At 49.2% G+C, this 19,221-nt stretch carries 14 protein-coding genes; 12 read left to right on the top strand and 2 right to left on the bottom strand.

What is annotated here, in order from left to right; all coding sequences use genetic code 11:
* Positions 1 to 31 precede the first annotated feature (31 nt).
* From ADS79_RS33175 to ADS79_RS33115, 12 genes are all read left to right on the top strand, one after another.
* Complete coding sequence (locus ADS79_RS33175; protein WP_049742754.1) at positions 32 to 1,213, top strand: ROK family protein; 1,182 nt, start codon at positions 32 to 34, stop codon at positions 1,211 to 1,213.
* Between the two features lie 56 nt (positions 1,214 to 1,269).
* On the top strand, positions 1,270 to 2,373 hold the full coding sequence (locus ADS79_RS33170; protein WP_409362419.1) for an extracellular solute-binding protein: 1,104 nt from the start codon (positions 1,270 to 1,272) through the stop codon (positions 2,371 to 2,373).
* A 99-nt stretch (positions 2,374 to 2,472) separates the two neighbouring features.
* Complete coding sequence (locus ADS79_RS33165) at positions 2,473 to 3,549, top strand: ABC transporter ATP-binding protein (protein WP_049742752.1); 1,077 nt, start codon at positions 2,473 to 2,475, stop codon at positions 3,547 to 3,549.
* A gap of 14 nt (positions 3,550 to 3,563) precedes the next feature.
* Positions 3,564 to 5,291 carry an ABC transporter permease gene (locus ADS79_RS33160; protein WP_049742751.1) on the top strand — a complete coding sequence of 576 codons (1,728 nt, stop codon included), beginning with the start codon at positions 3,564 to 3,566 and terminating at the stop codon, positions 5,289 to 5,291.
* 97 nt (positions 5,292 to 5,388) lie between these two features.
* On the top strand, positions 5,389 to 7,926 hold the full coding sequence (locus tag ADS79_RS33155) for an NEW3 domain-containing protein (protein WP_049742750.1): 2,538 nt from the start codon (positions 5,389 to 5,391) through the stop codon (positions 7,924 to 7,926).
* Positions 7,927 to 8,103: 177 nt separating this feature from the next.
* Positions 8,104 to 10,635 carry an NEW3 domain-containing protein gene (locus tag ADS79_RS33150; RefSeq protein ID WP_084766168.1) on the top strand — a complete coding sequence of 844 codons (2,532 nt, stop codon included), beginning with the start codon at positions 8,104 to 8,106 and terminating at the stop codon, positions 10,633 to 10,635.
* Positions 10,636 to 10,788: 153 nt separating this feature from the next.
* The gene (gene argH / locus ADS79_RS33145; RefSeq protein WP_049742748.1) at positions 10,789 to 12,297 is read left to right on the top strand and encodes an argininosuccinate lyase; all 1,509 of its coding nucleotides are present in this window, start codon (positions 10,789 to 10,791) and stop codon (positions 12,295 to 12,297) included.
* Positions 12,297 to 13,307: an N-acetylglucosamine kinase gene (locus tag ADS79_RS33140; protein ID WP_049742747.1), complete on the top strand. Its 1,011-nt coding sequence runs from the start codon at positions 12,297 to 12,299 to the stop codon at positions 13,305 to 13,307. The genes argH and ADS79_RS33140 overlap by 1 nt, the downstream gene beginning before the upstream one ends.
* 10 nt (positions 13,308 to 13,317) lie before the next feature.
* Positions 13,318 to 14,052: a PIG-L deacetylase family protein gene (locus tag ADS79_RS33135; RefSeq protein ID WP_049742746.1), complete on the top strand. Its 735-nt coding sequence runs from the start codon at positions 13,318 to 13,320 to the stop codon at positions 14,050 to 14,052.
* 518 nt (positions 14,053 to 14,570) lie between these two features.
* Positions 14,571 to 14,828 (top strand): hypothetical protein, encoded by a 258-nt coding sequence (locus ADS79_RS33125; RefSeq protein ID WP_049742744.1) that lies wholly within the window; start codon positions 14,571 to 14,573, stop codon positions 14,826 to 14,828.
* A gap of 125 nt (positions 14,829 to 14,953) precedes the next feature.
* The gene (locus ADS79_RS33120) at positions 14,954 to 15,511 is read left to right on the top strand and encodes a nitroreductase family protein (protein WP_049742743.1); all 558 of its coding nucleotides are present in this window, start codon (positions 14,954 to 14,956) and stop codon (positions 15,509 to 15,511) included.
* A 165-nt stretch (positions 15,512 to 15,676) separates the two neighbouring features.
* Complete coding sequence (locus ADS79_RS33115; protein WP_236700184.1) at positions 15,677 to 16,411, top strand: GNAT family N-acetyltransferase; 735 nt, start codon at positions 15,677 to 15,679, stop codon at positions 16,409 to 16,411.
* 28 nt (positions 16,412 to 16,439) lie between these two features.
* Here the strand turns inward: ADS79_RS33115 and ADS79_RS33110 are convergent, their stop codons facing one another.
* Both ADS79_RS33110 and ADS79_RS33105 read right to left on the bottom strand, forming a co-directional pair.
* The gene (locus tag ADS79_RS33110) at positions 16,440 to 17,294 is read right to left on the bottom strand and encodes a DNA/RNA non-specific endonuclease (RefSeq protein ID WP_049742741.1); all 855 of its coding nucleotides are present in this window, start codon (positions 17,292 to 17,294) and stop codon (positions 16,440 to 16,442) included.
* Between the two features lie 179 nt (positions 17,295 to 17,473).
* The gene (locus ADS79_RS33105) at positions 17,474 to 19,168 is read right to left on the bottom strand and encodes a PucR family transcriptional regulator (protein WP_049742740.1); all 1,695 of its coding nucleotides are present in this window, start codon (positions 19,166 to 19,168) and stop codon (positions 17,474 to 17,476) included.
* Positions 19,169 to 19,221 lie beyond the last annotated feature (53 nt).

Below are 19,221 nucleotides of genomic sequence, written 5' to 3'. Positions count from 1 at the left end.
TAACTAACTCTATGGTGGTGATTGGCGAGGCGTGCGTGTTCCCAGAAAAACAGGCAACAGCAAACTGGTGAAGAAGCTGAACAAGGGAGAGGTTTTGCAGCAGGTTATACAGCACGGTCAGATTTCCCGCGCCGATATTTCCAAGGAGACAATGCTCAGTCGTCCATGTGTTTCTGCGCTGGTAGATGAGATGATTCAGGAAGGTCTGCTCCATGAAGTAGGGATGGGAGATTCCAAAGGCGGGCGTAAGCCGATTCTCTTGGAATACAATTACCAGGCGTATGCGATTGCAGGAGTGATTTTCGAGGGTTCCACACTGGATATGGCGATTGCTGATCTGAAAGGCGAGTTTTTGGCACGCTACCGAAAGCGGCTGGCTCTTCCCTCCAATGGAGAGACCGTCATTGAGGATTTGGCAGCAGGTCTTGCGCAATTGCTGGAAGAAAGCGGTATCAAGCGAGACAGACTGCTCGGTGTGGGCGTCGGCTTGCAAGGGGTTACCCAACGCGGGAGTGGTACCGTCAGTTTTTCACCCAGCACGGGCTGGATGGGTTCGCCGATCCAGCAGAACATCGAGGAGCGTCTCGGACTGCCTGTCATCATCGATAACGATGTGAATATGATGACACTGGGCGAATACGTCCGCGGAGCAGGAGTCGGTCATTCCAATGTCGTCTACATGTATGTGGGTACAGGGATTGGCGCGGGAATCATTTTGGATGGACAATTTTACCGAGGGAGCCACGAAGCAGCAGGTGAGATCGGCTTTATGATGATTGGTCCTGTACATAACCGCCCGAATGGCGCATCTGGTGTTTTCGAGACAAATTACTCTACCTCGGGAATTTTGCAGCAAGCAAAGGGATTTCTCTCCGACCTTCAGGAAGGGTCGAGTGTCATAGAAGAGCTCATTCGCCTTGCCCGTCAAAATCACGCTGATGCACAACGGCTTCTTGATGATGTGTACCGGCATTGGGCGTATGGCATGGCAAACATCGTAAGTGTATTGAACCCGGAGCTGTTAATCCTGAGCGGGGAGATGGTCCACGTCGACGAAGAAGGGGTGAAACGGATTCACGATTGGCTGAACGAGTGGGTGCCAGAGGTGCCGAGTCTCGAAAAGGCAAGCTTAGGGGAGCGGGCAGGCTTGATTGGCGCAGTGCATTGTGTCTTGGAAGCGTTTCCGTTCAGAAGACTGCTTGACAAAGAGTGAGAAGAGAAGAAGAGGGGGAGTAAGTTTTGAAAAAGTCCAACAGCATAAAAAAATGGATGCAAGGTATATTCGCCAGCTCCTTGGCTTTGACTGTGGCTGCGTGCTCTGGAGGAGGACAACAAGCTGCACCTGCTGACAACAATAATAGTGGGGGATCCGGCTCACAGCCAGCAGCACAACCGGCGACACCAGCTCCGTCTGGCGATCCGCAAAAGCTGGTTATTTATACAGGACGCGATAAGAACATTTTTGAAGTCGTCCTGCCGAAGTTCAAGGAGAAGTATCCGAACATCGAGGTGGAAACACTGGAGATGGGCGCCCAACAAATTTTGGAGCGTGTTCGTGCAGAAAAAGCCAACCCGCAAGCTGACTTCTGGTGGGGTGGTACACAGTCCGCATTGAGCACAGCTGCTAATGAAGGACTGCTGGAAGCTTACAAGCCTACCTTCTCTGACAAGGTTCCTGATTTGTACAAAGACCCGCAAGATCGCTGGTATGGTGAAATGCTCTTGCCAGAGGTCATCATGTACAACAAGGATGTGCTCAAGCCAGAAGAAGCGCCACAAGATTGGGATGAATTGCTCGATCCGAAATTCAAAGACAAAATCGTGATCCGTAACGTTTTGCCGTCTGGCACAATGCGTACCATTTATTCCGCTATGATCTTCCGTCAAGGTGCGGATACACCTGAAAAAGGCTACGACTGGCTGTTGAAGCTGGATGCCAATACGAAGGAATACACCCAAGACCCAACCAACCTCTACCTTAAGCTAGATCGTCAAGAAGGCGTAATCTCCCTGTGGAACCTGCAGGATGTCCTGTTGCAAGGCAAAAAGAACAACCATCCTTATGATTTCATTTATCCAAAGAGTGGAGCACCGATTCTCGTAGACGGTATCGCTGTCGTCAAGGGCGCGAAAAACATGGATGCAGCGAAAAACTTCATGGAATTCCTGATGAGCCCGGAAATGGCTTCACAGCTGGCTAAGGAGCGCTTCCAGTTCCCTGCTCGTACCGATATCAGCAAGGACGATTTGCCGGACTTCATGAAGAATCTGGAGCTCAAACCGATGGATCTCAATTGGGATGTAATGGCTGCAAAAGAAAAAGAGTGGATGCAGCATTGGGATGAAAACATTAAAGGTAAAGGCAAGAAGTAATGACGTCTAGACGGGAAGGATGATTCCTTTCCGTCTAGTCACTTGTGCAATGCTAGGGCATGTGGCCACGACTTGCCACAAAGGAGGAAAGCAAACCTGATGAGCAGCGTAACACTTGATCACGTATACAAACGGTTTGGCAATGCAAAAGGAGTCGAGGATGTTCACATTCATATTGAATCAGGTGAATTCTTCACGTTTTTGGGGCCAAGCGGTTGCGGCAAAACAACCACCTTGCGAATGATCGCGGGCTTTTACTTTCCGACAGAAGGACAAATCCGTTTTGGAAGCCAGGAAGTTACGGCATTACCGCCCCACAAGCGCAATACCGGGATGGTGTTCCAAAACTATGCTCTTTTCCCGCATATGACCGTGTTTGAAAATATCGCATTTGGACTACAGGTGCGCAAAATCAACAAGACAGATACAAAGGAACGCGCCCTGCGCATCATGAAGCTCGTACGACTGGAGGGCTACGGAGACAGACGGATTGACCAGCTCTCTGGCGGACAGCAGCAAAGGGTGGCGCTGGCCCGTGCACTTGTGATTGAACCGCAAATCCTGCTGCTAGATGAACCATTATCCAACCTGGATGCCAAGCTGCGTGAGGAAACCCGTTTTGAAATCAAGCGACTGCAGCTGGAGCTCGGAATTACTACCATCTACGTGACGCACGATCAGGCGGAAGCCATGTCCATGTCAGATCGGATCATGGTTATGCAAAGTGGAGAAGTACAGCAGATAGGCACCCCGCATGAGATTTACCATCACCCTGTAAATCGTTTTGTCGCCTCCTTTATTGGCGAGACGAATTTGTGGGAAGGAACGGTTGTTGGAATCGAGGGGGATGAGGTCAAGGTACGTATCGCATCCGGCCATGTGCTGAGCGGCTTGAAACAAAATGCTTCGCCACGCGCTCGTCTGACGGAAGGAGAGACGATTACGATGTCGATCCGACCTGAATCCGTTCAGGAGAGCACAGTGACAGAGGGAGCCAATGTTGTATCCGGATCTGTGGAGATGTCTGAATTTACAGGAGCTTGCGTGAATTACACGACCATGGTCGGACAGGAACAGCTGCGCAGTATGTCCATTAATCTCGGCAGACCAGTGAAACAGCGGGGAGACTCAATCGGGCTGCATATTCCGAAAGAGAGCATCTATTTCGCAGGATAAGGGGGAAGAAGCTATTGAAAGCAGATTTGCAGCAAGTGCCGGCATTAGCCAGACGGAAGTCTATCACTTCTTCACCCGCCTTCGTCTATGTTCTGGTTTCGCCGCTCTTTTTGATCTTACTCGCATATGTCATCTATCCATTGTTTGAAACCTTTCTTGCAAGTATCAGTGTCGAAGAACAAATTACGTGGAAAAACTACACGCGCTTTTTCAGTCTGGAGCATACGGCCAATCTGGAAGCACTTTGGACCAGCGTCTACATCTCCATCCTGAGTGTCATCAGTTGTGGAATTGTCGGTGTGGCGATGGCGTTTTTGCTGGAACGCTATGAGTTCCCCGGACGAAAAATCTTGTCCGTCCTGGCACTTGTTCCGATGGCACTGCCGCCACTCATTGGGGTCCTTTCGTTTACCTTCTTATATGGAGAAAGTGGAATCTTCCCGAGATTGTTCAAGGAACTGTTTGATCTGGCACAAGTGCCTTTCTCCCTGAAAGGATTTTGGGGAGTCGTTGTGGTTCATGCGTTTACGATGTATCCGTACTTTTTCATGACGGCAACGGCTGCCATCAAAGGACTTGATCCTTCGCTGGAAGAGGCGGCAGCAAGTCTCGGAGCAAACCGATTCACGGTTTGGCGCCGTGTCATCCTGCCGATGCTGACACCTGCGATTGTAGCGTCTTCGCTTCTTGTGTTTATGATCGCGATGGCTTCTTACACCGCACCGCTTATTTTTGGGATCGATCGGACGATGACCATGCAAATCTACCTTTCCCGAACGAATGGGGACTTGGACATGGCGGCAACACAATCGACGATCTTGTCCATCGTCTCGATAGCCTTTTTGCTGATCATGCGCTGGTATCAAGGCGCACGTAATTACCAGAACCTCAGCAAAGGGGTTAGTGTACACCGTACAGAGATCAAGAGTAAAGCTGGGCGTTATGTCACGATTGTGCTGTCGTTTATCGGCACGATCATCCTGATGCTGCCAATTCTCGTCCTGGTACTGATTTCCTTTTCGGTAGACGGTACGTGGACGGTACAGATAATGCCACCTCAATATACGATGAGTCATTACATCGATTTGTTTACAGACAGCAAGACGTGGCGCCCGATCGCCAACAGCTTGCAGCTATCTGCGATTGCCTCCATCGGAATTGTTCTGTTTGGTGTAGCTGCCGCCTACTCGATGGTTCGACTCAAGTTCCGTGGCAAGACACTTTTGGACGTACTGATCATGCTGCCTTGGGCTTTGCCTGGTACAGTAGTTGCCGTAAACCTGATCGCAGCCTTTAGCCAGCCAAACGTATTCAGCTTTGGGCAAGTATTGATCGGAACGTTCTGGATCATTCCCCTCGCCTACTTTGTCCGCCACCTTCCTTTGGTGTTCCGTTCTACATCGGCGACGCTGATGCAGATGGACCCTTCGGTAGAAGAGGCGGCCCGCAATTTGGGAGCTTCCTGGTGGTACAGCTTCAGACGTGTTGTGTTTCCGATGGCTTTGGGGGGGATTCTCGCCGGAACGCTGTTGGCGTTCGTACAGTGTATCGGAGAATTCGTTGCCTCCATCCTGATCTTTACGCCACGGACGACGCCTTTGTCCGTAGCGGTGTTCCAACGCATGTATAATTTTGAATTCGGTACCGCGTGTGCCTATGGCGTATTGCAAATCGTGGTCATCATCATCGTCTTGTTCATCTCCAGAAAACTGTCGGGGGATAAGGCCGGTACTGCCGTTTAGTAACGGCCAAAAAAGCTGGCACAGCAGTATAGTGACAGCCGTCCCGACCCACGTCGCGGTTTTACCACGCGCCATGGCAATAAAGGAGGAGCTTTTCATGGAAAGCAGTGAGTCAATCGACAAACATGTTTCGGGGGTGGCGCCAACCAGGCTGCCGTGCCCTCCCATCCCTGTGTTTGCACGTACCGGGCATGGAGAATATGGCTTGCTCGATCTGTGGACAGCGATTAAGCCGCTTGCCACGATAGCCAGCGCGATGAATGCGGGTGCTCATCCGGATGATGAACACAGTGCGATGCTCGCTTATCTCGCGATGGGACGAGGTGTGTACACCTCCAGTATTATCGCCACCAGAGGTGAAGGTGGACAAAATGAGATTGGCTGCGAGCAGGGCATTGCTCTAGGCATTATCCGTACAAGAGAGCTGGAAGAAGCATCGCGGATGAGCAATGTCACACTCGGTATTTTAAGCGAAGAGCTGATTGACCCGATCCATGATTTTGGTTTTTCCAAATGCGCAGAGGAAACCTTCCGCAAGTGGGGCGAAGAGGTTGTCTACGAGAGACTGGTACGAAAAATCAGGGAGCTTCGTCCTGATGTCGTAATCGCTTGCTTTGAAAATGAGCCCACCACCCACGGGCATCATCGGGCCATGACTTTGTTGACCCAACGGGCCTTTCAGGGGGCTGCAGACCCTGACCTATTTCCGCAGCATCAGGAGAGTGGGCTGTTGCCATGGCAGATCAAGAAGCTGTATGTGCCAGTACTTGACAACGACGATTACCATGTAGCCGTTCCTATCGGTGAATACGATCAAAACTACGGATCCTCCTATGTTCAGCTGGGCGAGCGCTCGCGCTTCATGCATAAAACCCAGGGCATGGGGGTCCATTACGACGAAGGACCTACTTACAACTACTACAGACTGGATGCCACGGTTGTTCCTGCGCAGGAAAAAGAACGGGACTTTTTTTCCGGTTTGCCACTGACCTTTGCGGATCTGGCAGAGGATGTAGCGCAGAGGGGGGCAGCAGAGCTGGCAGAAGCCCTCCATCGCCTGCACGACGCAGCCCTGGATGTCCTCGCCGCTTACCCGCGCTTCGCAGAGGTTGCGAGTCGTGTGCATCGGATGAAAGCATTGCTTCATGCAGTACAGCAAGAGGTACATACGGCTGTTCTCGATAACACGACCAAGATTGATCTCATGTACCGACTGGGAATTAAAGAAGCACAGTTGAACCGGGCAAGTGCCGAGGCACTTTCGTTTGTGGTCAAGATCAAGCCGGAGACTGGCGAGTGGGTAGCAGGACAGACGACAACTGTCACGGTTACGGCTTATAACGGTGGAGCGATTGAAATCGAGCATGTCCAATTGCGGCTGCGTGTTCCGCGCGGCTGGACAGCAAAGCCGCTAACACCTACTACTTTCCCGAGGTTGCCTTATAACCAGACGGTTTGCACGGTGTATGAGGTGTCGGTTCCTACCGATGCCCGATTGTTTCATCCCTACAAGCCACCAGCGCTTGAAGTGGAGGCCCAGTACTTTGCCTTTGATACTGCGAGCACGCTTCGTGTCGAACCGGAAACTTGCGTAGCCGTATTGCCACCCTATTCACTGGCTCTGACACCGGATCAGGTGGTATTTAATACGCTGCACACCAATGAGACGATTCCGGTGAAAGTTACGTTGAAGCAGTATCGCACAGGTGCAACGACTGCAAAGGTATCGCTTCAGCTGCCGGATGGCTGGACAGCCGAGCCAAGCAGTGTGGATGTTCCATTTTCGTTCCGTGGGGAAACCAAAACGATTTCGTTTACGGTCAAGACAACCCAGAAGGTAAAAAATGGAAAATACCGGATATTGGCGCAAGTGATGGGAACAGACGGTGTCACAGAACCTGGTCGCCATGTGCAGGTCATCGAGTATCCCCATGTGGGGAGAAGCTATTTGATTCTTCCAACAGAGCTGGTCGTTCAGGCATTTGATCTGGCTATTCCGGAGAATCAACGGATTGGCTATGTATCGAGCGGCTTTGACAATATTGATAAATATTTGCGCCAGGTAGGCGTCAATTGTATCAACCTCGATGCAGACGAGATTCAATCGGGTGATTTGTCCCGATACGATACGATCATCCTCGGTATTCGGGCTTATGGATTCCGCAGAGAATTGATCGATAGTAATCAACGACTGCTGCAATACGTGGAAAACGGCGGAAATCTCGTCGTGCAATACCATAAGCCAGAGGATAAATGGAAACCGCAGCTTGCTCCGTATCCGATTTTTATCGGTGAATCGCTGATAGACTGGCGGGTCACAAATGAAGCATCGGATGTACGCATGCTGGCTCCAGAGCACCCGATGTTTCACCAGCCCAATCTGATTACGTCAGCGGACTGGGATGGCTGGGTACAGGAGCGCTCTATTTACAATCCTTCGCGCTGGGGCAGTGAATATGCCGAGCTGATTGCGACAAGTGATCCGGGTGAACCCGAGTTTCGAGGGATTTTCCTCACTGCGCATCACGGCAAAGGGACATATACCTATAGCTCTCTCGCCTGGTTCAGAGAAATTCCACAGCTGGTTCCAGGTGCATTCCGCCTGTTTGTCAACATGATCAGTCAAAAGCAGTAAGCGATTCACCTATTTCACCACTCCGTTATGTTTTTCGTGGGTCGATCCATGGCACATCAGGAAAAGCTACTAGAGTAGCCATGATTGATATAGACATCAATCTGAAGAGAATGCTCAAAAGCGACGGAAACACAGCTTTTTGATCAGACTCGGAAAAGGGGAATGGAGGAGAGTTCATTGAAAAAGGGGAAGCTTGCCAAGTTGTACACGATTACGGCAGCAGCGGTGCTAGCAGGCAGCTTGATTATGCCAGTAGCACCCCAGACTGCCCATGCCGACCGGGGGGTTGTCGATCTGTGGAAAGCGATTAAACCGCTGACTACGATTGCCAGTGCTATGAATACCGGGGCCCATCCAGATGACGAGCACAGTGCCATGCTCGCTTATCTATCGCTGGGCAAAGGTGTGGACACGTCTAGTGTCATCGCCAACAGGGGGGAAGGTGGCCAAAACGAAATCGGCAGTGAGCTGGGTAATGCCTTAGGAATTATCCGCACACGCGAATTGCAGGAGGCTTCCAAGATCACCAACATCCATTTGGAGAATCTGAGTGAAAAAATCGATGATCCGATTTTTGACTTCGGCTTTTCCAAGAGTCCTGATGAAACACTAGAAAAATGGGGAGAGCAAGTTGCGTACGAAAGACTGATTCGCAAGATCCGTACAATTAGACCTGATGTAGTGATACCCGCATTTCTGAACGAACCTTCGACTCACGGCCATCATCGTGCAATTAATGTTATTACCGTAAGAGCTTTCAAGGATGCTGCCGATCCAAACATCTTCCCTGAGCAGCTAAAAGAAGGCCTCACGCCATGGCAAGTGAAAAAGCTGTATTTACCGGCTCAGCAATCCGACTACTCGGTGAGCGTTCCTGTCGGGGATTATGATGAGATTTATGGCGCTTCTTACGTGCAGCTGGGTGAGGAATCCCGGTTCATGCACAAGAGCCAGGGAATGGGACGTCATTACGATGAGGGCCCATCCTTCAACTACTACAAGCTGGATCAGTCGGTAGTAGAGAACAAGAAGAAAGAAACGGACTTTTTCGATGGAATCGCTTATACCTTTGACGATCTAGCCAAGGAGGTTGCAAAACAGCCTGGCGGAGAAAAAATTGCTGCTGATTTGAAAAAGCTGCAAAAGGATTCTTCCGAAGTAATTGCAGCGTACCCGCAGTTTGCAACGGTGGCAAAAGAAGTACATGAAATGCTCGCTGATGTGCAAAAAACGACGGCGAGTGTGAAAGCAGCAGCACTGCCTGCCGAAACCAAAACTGACCTGATACATCGTCTCGATATCAAGCAGACACAGTTGAACAAGGCAAGTGCGGAGGCACTCTCTCTGGTGACTAAAGTGAAGCCGGAGACGACTGAGCTGGTGGCGGGCCAAACGACCAAAGTTACAGTAACCGCCTACAACGGAGGGCAATCCAAAGTCAGCAAGGTCGAGCTGAAATTAAACGTTCCAGACGGCTGGAAAGCTAAGGCTCTGTCCACTACCAGCTTTTCGCAGCTGGGCTACAACCAGACGGTACAAACGACGTTTGATGTGTCGGTTCCAGCCAATGCGAGCTTGTTCCAGCCATATGCAGCACCTGTGATTACGGCTGATGTTTCGTACACCCTGTCGGGTCAAGCGGCAAATAGCCACGTAGTATCAGCAGATGCAATTGCAGTCCTTCCATCTTTTTCGCTGGTGCCAAGCCCAAGCGCTACCGTTTTGAATACGCAAAAGCCTGAGGAGCCGATTCCTGTAAAGGTAACGGTGAAGAACTACAATCCGGGCGCAGCACAAACAAACATTTCGCTTGATGTGCCCAAAGGCTGGACGGTCGAGCCAAAAGCAGCACCACTCGCTTTTGATGCCAAAGGAGAAACCAAGTCTGTTGCCTTTACGGTAAAAGCTACTGCTTCGGTCAAGCCGGATCAGTACACAATCACGGCAGTTGCATCGAGTGGTGGTAAAGAAAGTCGTCATGGCGCACAGGTCATCCGTTATCCGCATCTGGGTACGACGTATTTTGTACAGCCTTCGACGGTTTCGATTCAGGCATTTGATCTCAAGGTACCTGCTGGCCTGAAGGTCGGTTATGTATCCAGCGGCTTTGACAATATCGACCAATACTTGTCGCAGGTCGGCGTCAATGTGACGAATTTGACTGCCAAAGATATTGAGTCAGGTGATCTTAGCCAGTATAACACCATCGTTTTGGGTATTCGTGCATACGGGTTCCGTCCAGAGCTGATCCCGAGCAATGCGCGCTTGCTCAAGTACGTGGAAAACGGCGGAAATCTCGTCGTGCAATATCATAAGCCAGAAGACAAATGGAAGCCAGAGCTTGCTCCGTATCCGATCAAAATCGGTACGCCATTAATTCAGTGGCGCGTCACGGATGAAAACTCCAAAGTCACCATGCTGGCACCTGATCATCCACTGTTCAACACACCGAATAAAATCACTGATCAGGATTGGGACAACTGGATTCAGGACCGCTCGGCTTACAACCCAGCTGAGTGGGGCAAGGAATATATCGAGCTGATCTCCAATGGTGACCCGGGAGAGAATGAGTTTACAGGAACGTTCCTCTCTGCGAAGTATGGAAAAGGAACCTACACCTACAGCTCACTAGTCTGGTATCGAGAAATTCCTGCCCTGGTGCCAGGCGCAATCCGGATGTTTGTAAACATGGTTAGTCTGCATCAATAAAAGCAGCAATTCGAGGTCCATCGAAGGATCACGAACTCTCAAGTAGAGTGGTGAGGCGGCCCCTTTTACCGGGTCGCTTCACCCGATTCTTCGTGAGAGCTTTCGTCGCAAAAAATGTAGCCAACGAATCGGCAGGGAAGGAGATGCGAAAAAATGGATTACAGAGAACGGATTTTTCAGCAAGAGGGGGCTAGTTTCCCCGGAAAGACGTATGTGGAGGCAGTATTGGAGCCCGCATTTAATGAGGCCAAAAGCCATCTCTTGGAACCGATGATGGCGATCAACAAGGCGCATCTGATCATGCTACGTGAACAGGAATTGATCACAGATGATGAAGCGAAAAGAATAGCTCGTGCACTCAGCGGAATCGAGCTGGATGAACTGCGCCGCTCTTCGTATACCGGGCAGTTTGAAGATTTGTTCTTTCAGGTAGAGAGCCGTTTGCTTGAGCTGGCACCGGATGTAGCGGGCAATCTGCATCTGGCAAGAAGCCGCAATGACATGGGGATTACGATTTACCGCATGGTCCTGCGTGAAAAACTGCTTGTGACCCTGGCATCGGCGCTCTATCTGAAAGAGCATTTGCTCCTTTTTGCGCAAGAACATGCGGAGACAATCATGATTGGCTATACTCATACGCAACAGGCACAGCCAACGACGATGGCGCATTACATGATGGCGGCTACTGATTTGGTAAGTCGTGATATCAAGCGTCTGATCCAAGCGTACCACACTTGCAATCGAAGCCCGATGGGGGCTGCTGCCTTGACGACATCAGGCTTTGCGATCAGTCGTGAGAGAATGAAAGAATTGCTGGGATTTGACGAATTGGTAGAAAATTCCTATGATGCTGTATGTGGGGCCGATTATTTGGGAGAGGTGGCGACTGCGGTACAGTTGGCAGCGATCAATCTGGGACGCACCGTACAAGACATGCTGCTGTGGTGCACACAGGAGTTTGGCGGATTGAAAGTGGCAAGCCCCTATGTCCAGATCAGCTCGATCATGCCGCAAAAACGAAACCCGGTTTCCTTTGAGCATATGCGCTCCTTATTGTCCAGCTGCGCAGGAAATGCGACAACAGTCCTGACGATGATGCACAATACACCATTTGGCGATATCGTTGATACTGAGGATGATATGCAGCCATACGCATGGCGCAGTATGTCCGTCCTGGAGCAGATGTACCGTCTGATGGCGTGTGTGGTAGGCACGATGGAAGTAAACAAGGACGTTCTTCTCGAACGGGCAAAAGGAAGCTATGCTACGGTAACAGAGCTGGCAGATACATTGGTGCGTACCGATCGCATCTCGTTTCGCAACGCACATCACATCGTCAGCGGCGTAGTGAAAGAAGCGATGGGTGCAGGGCTTGCAGCCAATCAAATCAGTCTCGCCTTGGTGAATCGCATAGCGAAATCTGTTATAGGCAGAGAACTGGTGCTTACAGCAGAAGAGCTGGGGCTCGCTTTGGACCCGGTTCATTTTGTAGCGATACGCAAGCTGCCTGGCGGACCAAATCCGGATGAGATCAGACGGATGATTGGTGAACGCCAAAAAGGATTGCAGGAAGAGGCGGCATGGCTGGAACAGGCGAAGCAGTCTTACAAGGCTGCTTCGCAAAAGCTCGACCAAATGACAGCCGAATGGAGTGTGGGGTAATGGCAGTGGTGCGGATTCCTCTTCTGGCAGTGGACGGAGGGGGCACCAAGTGCCTGGCGGTGCTGGTGGACCGATCCAGACAAGAAGTCGGAATGGGACGTTCCGGCTCATGTAATTATCAGGGAATTGGAGAGGAAGCGGCATCACGCGAGCTGATTGCTGCGATCGCACAGGCACTGGAGGATGCAAAAGCACGTAACGGGTTAACCACTTTGTCACAGCACCAGACAACCGAACAGGTGGAGTGGGAAGTGGAATGTGCGGTGTTTGGTCTTGCTGGACTGGATACCGTGCATGATCGGCAGGTCATTTGTGGCATGGTGGAAAATGTGCTGCAGTCGCTAAACGTGAACGTGCGCCATTTGATCGTAGAAAACGATGGCTTTGCCGCATTGCTTGGTGCAACTGGTGGTAAGCCTGGTATATTGGTGATAGCGGGAACAGGCTCGATTGCGTTTGGGGTAAATGAGAAGCACCAAACGGCACGAGCAGGTGGCTGGGGTCATCGTGTTGGAGACGAAGGCAGCGGCTACTGGATTGGCAAGCAAGCGATTATGGCAGTTTTAAAAGATGCGGACGGACGAGGAGAGAAGACGATCCTCAAAGAACTGCTTCTTCCCTATGTCGGACTTACGCGTGTAGATGAGCTGTTCAATTGGACCTATAGCTCGCATTACTCGGTGGACAAGGTAGCCGAGCTATCGCCACTTGTAAGTCAGGCAGCAAATGCCAACGATCAGGTCGCGCAGACAATCCTGCAAGTGGCGGGAGAAGAGCTGTTTTTGGCGGTTCGAGCCGTCATGGATCAGCTGGAGATGAAAAATAAACAGTTCCAGATGATTTTGCAGGGAGGCGTCCTGCAAAACGACGAGCGAGTGCGAGAGCTTGTCATAGAGCGGGTCAATCGCTACGCCTCGCAGGTCGTTATCGAAAATGCGCAAAACGCTCCAATCTACGGAGTCATTGCGAAAGGCTTGGCTTATTTGGACAGCCAAGTGGACGGTAAATGAGGTGTCAGAGATGAAAAAAGTAATGATCGTGTTCCCTCACCCAGATGATGAATCATTTGCGTGCGGGGGCACGCTTGCAAAGTGTCAGGATCACGGACAACAAACATGCCTTTTATGCATCACTTCGGGGTGCAAGGGCCGTTCGGGTCCGTTTGAAATCGATTGCCGAGAGAAGCTGGCGCGCCATCGTGAGCAGGAGCTGGGCAAAGCAGCAGAAGTGCTGGGGATCAATCGGCTTGATTTGTTCCGTTACCCGGATGGCTCACTTGTGCATGCGGATCGGGAAGAGCTGATTGCAAAAATACTGGCAGCGATCATCGATTGGAAGCCAAATGTAGTCGTTACCTTTCCACCAGACGGGGTGACAGGACATCCTGATCATATCGTCACATGCGAGGCGACTACGATCGCAGTGGAGCGAGCTGAGCAGCAGCTGACTCTTGCTGAATACCCTGATTTGTACTATGTGTCCATCCCTCACTACTATGACCACTGCCCTGATCGTGGACCAAAAGCGGCTGTACCGATTACGGGAAAAGTGGATATTACACTGTATCGGACGCAAAAAGGCGAAGCACTGCGAGCCCATCAAAGCCAGGTTTATTCTGTCAATCGCGCCTATCCTGGAGTCATTGATGGGGATTTCGGAGTGATTGGTTGCTATGAGTATTACACATTAGTTCGTTCTGCTGGTAAAGTAGTGGAGCCAGTAGCAGCAAATGGAATTCCGCTTATCGAGCTTTGATACGATATAGGCATACGAGAGACCAGTCAAAACATAAAAATATGTTTTAGACTGGTCTCATATAAATAAGCGATGATTGCCCATCCTATCTTATCCTCATAACTGTGATATAATAAGGAGAAAACGATGGGGTGTATAATTGAAAAGGCAGTTTTTAATGATCGTAAGTGATGTAACCCAGCCACAAATAGATCGTGTCACCTTAGCAGTCAAAGATTTTAACGAATGGATTGATTTGATTCCGATCGAATCCAAATCCGATGATGGCTACAGCCTATATCTCGATATTCAAAAGGGTGATAGCTCTAAAGTAGTCATCGAGACGCGTACTTTCTTGATAAATTGGTTCAAGTCTTTAAAAATCGATTGTGATTCAAATCCAAGGGACTTTTAGTAAGAGTCTTTTTTTGTATGAGGAAATGTGTATGTTTCAGCGTATGTAAGCAAGTTTCCACTTTCTCTTCCACCAAAATCACTAGCTTTCCTTCTCAACGAACGAAACGAGAGGCGGGATGAAAATGAGTTTTTTCCACGCCCTTTTTTCCAAATATAAATGCCTGATTTACACAGCATTTGGTCATGAAAAATATTTGCAAATCGTTCATAAGCTAAGAGCAGCTGGCGTGCAGTTTCGGACCAGGACTTACTCCCAGGAGAGTAATCAACTCGGTTCGCAAACCTTTGGCTTTTTTCCGAGGAACGATTTTACGCAATATGATATATACGTGAAAAAAGAAGACGAGCATAAAGCCCTCATGGCGATTCATGGGAAATGACGCACGCAAGTAGCACATGTAAATGTCCTTTTCGTGCCGCATGGAGCTATACGAACCAAACGGGCTTGTATATAATGAATGGTAAATTTGTGAAAGCTGCTTGGACCATAGAGGAGGATGTAGAAGTGAGCGTACAAGACCTACTAAAAAATCGCAGAGCTGTGCGAAACTATATTCAGAAAGAAGTAGAGACGGAGAAAATTCAAGCGCTGCTTGATTGTGCAGTTCTCGCTCCGAATGACCGCTTGCGTCAGCCGTGGCATTTTTATGTGATCAGAGGAGAAGCAAAACAACGCTTTGAGGACATTGCGAAGGCTTTTTTGCTGGAGCGTTTTCCAACCAAACCGAATCTTGTGAACAGTTCACTAGAGGTGCTGGAAAAAACACCGCTGGTGATCGTGGCAACAGCAGATGTGATTCCGGGCGATGAAGCCTCGTCAGAAGACAATGAATATGCGGTATGCTGTGCGATTCATTCGATGTGGCTCGCTGCCAAGGAGCTGGGACTGGGAATGGTATGGCGGACAAGAGGCGTGGGATTGGTTCGTGACGAGCGTTTGCTGGAATTCCTCGGTTCTCCTGAGAACAAGAAAGTGGTCGGCACGCTCTTTATTGGATACCCGGATGGTGATACTCCTGAGACGGATCGTGTGGCTGCTAAGGACAAAACAACTTGGTTGTAATTTCGAAAAAAGATCGTTAGATGAAAAAGCCGTGGGGAGTTCTGCAAAGGCAAGGCAGGGCGTACCACGGCTTTTTGTACATGCGTTTGCAAATAGAAAGATATTGCCTAGTGGTGTATAATTATTCATAATTATGTATTATTATGAATGGTGGAGGTAAATACCTTGTACCCAAAACTTGAAGAGCTGTCACTGAACGCCTGGCCAGCATTAGAAACGATGGTATATGACGGCTGGTTGCTGCGATTCGCAGATGGCTATACCAAACGAGCAAACTCTGTATGTGCCCTGTATCCTTCAACGGAGGAGCTGGAGAGTAAAATTGCTGCTTGTGAAGCCTTTTATCAGGGAAAGGGGCTTCCCATCATTTTTAAAATGACACCGTTCGCAGAGCCCCACGACCTGGATGAGTTACTAGAGGCAAAGGGGTATGTTGCCCAAGCGTTTACGAGCATGCAAGCGGTATCGCTCGATAAAGTGGCAGCGCCGTCTCTCCACACAGCACGTTTTGACGAGCATTGCACAGAGGAGTGGAGAGACGCCTATTGTACACTAAGCCACCAGGGCGAAAAGGCAAAAGAGACGATGACGAAGACGCTGTCCAAAATTATTCCTACGGCATGTTATGCATCGCTTTATTTGGATAACAAAGTAGTAGCATGTGGACTCGGAGTAGTAGAGCGAGAGTATATCGGACTGTTTGATATCGTGACAGATCAAGCGTATCGGAATCAAGGTCTGGGCGAGCAGCTCGTCTTAAATCTGTTGCAGTGGGGACAGGAAAAAGGAGCAAAGTATTCGTATTTGCAGGTGATGAAAGACAACCTGCCTGCGCTGCGACTCTATGAAAAAATCGGTTATCATGAACAATACGTGCATTGGTATCGGATAAAAGAATAGGCTTCACACGCATGGAAAAGGGGACGAATCAAATAGGACCAAGCTCGATATCGGCTGGCTGTAGAATCCTTTTTATACCTGGACCAGGCTGGTCGAATACAGGTATCGTAGCGCTTAATTTTGAGACGAGTGGATTGATTTCATAAAGGCTTTCCTCGAATTGCAGCTGCGCTTCGTTTGTTATCGTGTCTAGCGGGACTTGATAGGTGACGAGTCTATCATACTCGCAGTGATTTTTTGAGCGTTCAGCGCTTTGTCTGATGAGAAATGAAAGACAGGTGAGCTGCTGCTCTGCGTTCATATAAAAAACGCTTTTCCAAAAACCGAACGGAACCTTCACGGCACACCCCGGTTTGCCTCGAACCCCGCAATATTCTTCGTCCGAAGCTTTGTGAATGGGGCCTGTGATGACAATCAGCTTCGACGTGCCGACTCTCTCCAGGACCCAATCCTCCAGGCAATTCCAGATTCCTGTATTAAAATTGTGATGCTGGAGCGAGATATTCGCATAACAAAAAGAGTCGTAGTTGGCTTGTCTAGCCTCCTGCATGTCTCCCCAGCAAACATCTTTCCTGCGTGTCAAATGGCCGCGATCATAATCATTTTCAGCGTAATATTCAGGCCCCACCTGATTTTCCATGCCCATTCGCTCATCAAAATGCCAGGAAGTATTGTCTCTCGCCACAGGGACTGCACGCGATTTGTCTACGCATGCCGCAGAAAAAATGGCGAATTTCGTTTGCTCGCTCATGACGATTGCAAAATGACAAAAATCAAAAACCGTTCCTCCAGCCAAAGAGCCTTTAGCCGTGTCACCTAAAAGGTGCGGCATAAAAACAGGGTGCCTATCATCGAGAAAATGTGGATCATAGCTTGTACCCATGCTACCTCTCCTCCCAGGGAAGATGTTTTTGGCAAAAGGGTAAAACTAGCAGAAGCCACTTACTTTTATTTCGATTATACAAATTTTGGAATGGTTAGGCACTCTGTCCAATGAACTAGTTACAAAATAAGGCTAAGCACCCAGGGGAAAGGTGTTAGCCAGAGCGTTTGCACCTGTTTTTATTCTTTATGCAGCAGCTTGCCAATTTTGAGGGCGAGCTGGATTTGCAAAAGCTCCTCGGAATTTTTCAGGTCCATGTTCAATAGCTCTTTGATCTTGTCGATCCGATAAATAAAGGTATTGCGGTGAATGAACATCGCTTTGGCCGCTTCACTCACATTTTGGTTATACGCAAAGTAATTTTCCAGTGTACTCATAAAGCTTGTCCCAAAGCTGTGATCGTGCTCATAGATTGTGCCCAGCTGTTTTAAAAAGAAGTCCTCCAACTCGATGTCTTTAATATTGGAATCGAGAAAATGGTAGACGGAGTAGTCATCAAAGTGGGAGACGTTCCCTTTGCTATCGAATTTTTGCATCAGCCGGATCGCTTCATGTGCTTCGGAAAAGCTTTTGTGCAAGGAAGTAATTGTCTTGTATTGTCTGCCGATTCCCATGTAAAACGTGGTTTTCTTGATCTTTTCTTGCAGAGTCATGCGCAGCTCGGTAGCGAACTGCTTGGCTTCGCTGACGGAGGTTGGTGGCTTGTGCTCATTTTGTCCCACGAGAATGATAATCCGGTTGTTGCGATAGAAGCAGGTGATCTCCCCGTGGGCTTTGTTGGCGTAATCATAGACGATATCCACACATTTTTTGGCGATCCGATCCAGCTCATATTTGCGATCGACGATGTCCTCCAGATTTTCCAGCTCTACCGGCTCGATAGTAATGACGGCGCAGTAGTACATGTACGTCGAGTTTAAGCCGTGCAGGTCGCACAGCGTCTGGATCGAATCGCTTGATGTAATTTTTCCCGTAAGCAGATCATCGAAAAAGTCTTGCCTGATTTTCAGCTTTACTTCCTCAATCTCCCGTGCTTTTATGCGATCCAGCGCCATGATCGTCGAGGCTTGTTCGAGCACGATATAGTCAAATTCGTTCAGCTCCCGAACCGTTTGCCAGACAACGATAAAGCCGTAAATGTAGTTGGCTACTGCTACGGGAAGCACACGGCATTTGACTTCCTGGTCTTTTCCATGATAAATACGCTTGATTGATTTTTTGATTTGACTAATATTTATCGGAATGCTTTCGGTGAACTCACGGGTGAAGACTGGCCTGTTTTTCGCAAGCGTCAGGCAGGACTTAAGCGGGACGGGATTTTGTTTGATCTCGGTGTAGTGCAGCAGGTTCCAGTCTCTATCCAAAATAAGCAGCGGGTTGCCTATCGTCTCAGCCAGCTCGGAGGAAATTCGATCGATTCCCCCTCCCTCAAGTGCAATGCGAAAGAGGGCATTATGCATATCCAATGTTTTACGGTTCAACAAATCATAGCGCCCAGAAGCCTTTTCATTGATGATCGCAATTACTTTGGACAAGGTATATTCAAACGGTAGAGCCAAAAGCGGCAGACCGTATCTGTTTGCATGATCGATCATGTTTTGTGGAATTTGGTCAAAGTACCGGTGCATTTTTATACATAGCCCGGAGCAATTGATTTCCGCCAGCTCTTTGATGATTTTATTTTGCAATTCCTCATTGTCCTTGAAAATATACCCAGTCGATAAAAGCAATTCATTGGAGGAAAGCCAGTCGAACGCATCCGGATTCTCCATAATATTGACGATGGAGACGACATTATCGATGCCTTGCTCTCCTGCGATGATCTTGATTCCGTCTATTGATTTGATCTGGAGCAAATCTTTTATGGTCAGCATCGTATTCACTCCTTTGGTATGTTGAACATGCATGTGATTGTGCAATGTGCACA

Origin of the sequence: Brevibacillus reuszeri (genome assembly GCF_001187725.1) — a bacterium.
GTDB lineage: Bacteria > Bacillota > Bacilli > Brevibacillales > Brevibacillaceae > Brevibacillus > Brevibacillus reuszeri.
The sequence above is the reverse complement of the archived record's forward strand: the minus strand, read 5'-3'. Positions and strand labels throughout refer to the sequence as shown.

Excerpts from the sequence above, each read along its gene's own strand:
- ADS79_RS33170 (WP_409362419.1), top strand. The coding sequence starts at position 1,270 with ATGCAAGGTATATTCGCCAGCTCCTTGGCTTTGACTGTGGCTGCGTGC.
- ADS79_RS33165 (WP_049742752.1), top strand. The coding sequence starts at position 2,473 with ATGAGCAGCGTAACACTTGATCACGTATACAAACGGTTTGGCAATGCA.
- ADS79_RS33155 (WP_049742750.1), top strand. The coding sequence starts at position 5,389 with ATGGAAAGCAGTGAGTCAATCGACAAACATGTTTCGGGGGTGGCGCCA.
- argH (WP_049742748.1), top strand. The coding sequence starts at position 10,789 with ATGGATTACAGAGAACGGATTTTTCAGCAAGAGGGGGCTAGTTTCCCC.
- ADS79_RS33140 (WP_049742747.1), top strand. The coding sequence starts at position 12,297 with ATGGCAGTGGTGCGGATTCCTCTTCTGGCAGTGGACGGAGGGGGCACC.
- ADS79_RS33135 (WP_049742746.1), top strand. The coding sequence starts at position 13,318 with ATGAAAAAAGTAATGATCGTGTTCCCTCACCCAGATGATGAATCATTT.
- ADS79_RS33125 (WP_049742744.1), top strand. The coding sequence starts at position 14,571 with ATGAGTTTTTTCCACGCCCTTTTTTCCAAATATAAATGCCTGATTTAC.
- ADS79_RS33110 (WP_049742741.1), bottom strand. The coding sequence starts at position 17,294 with ATGGGTACAAGCTATGATCCACATTTTCTCGATGATAGGCACCCTGTT.
- ADS79_RS33105 (WP_049742740.1), bottom strand. The coding sequence starts at position 19,168 with ATGCTGACCATAAAAGATTTGCTCCAGATCAAATCAATAGACGGAATC.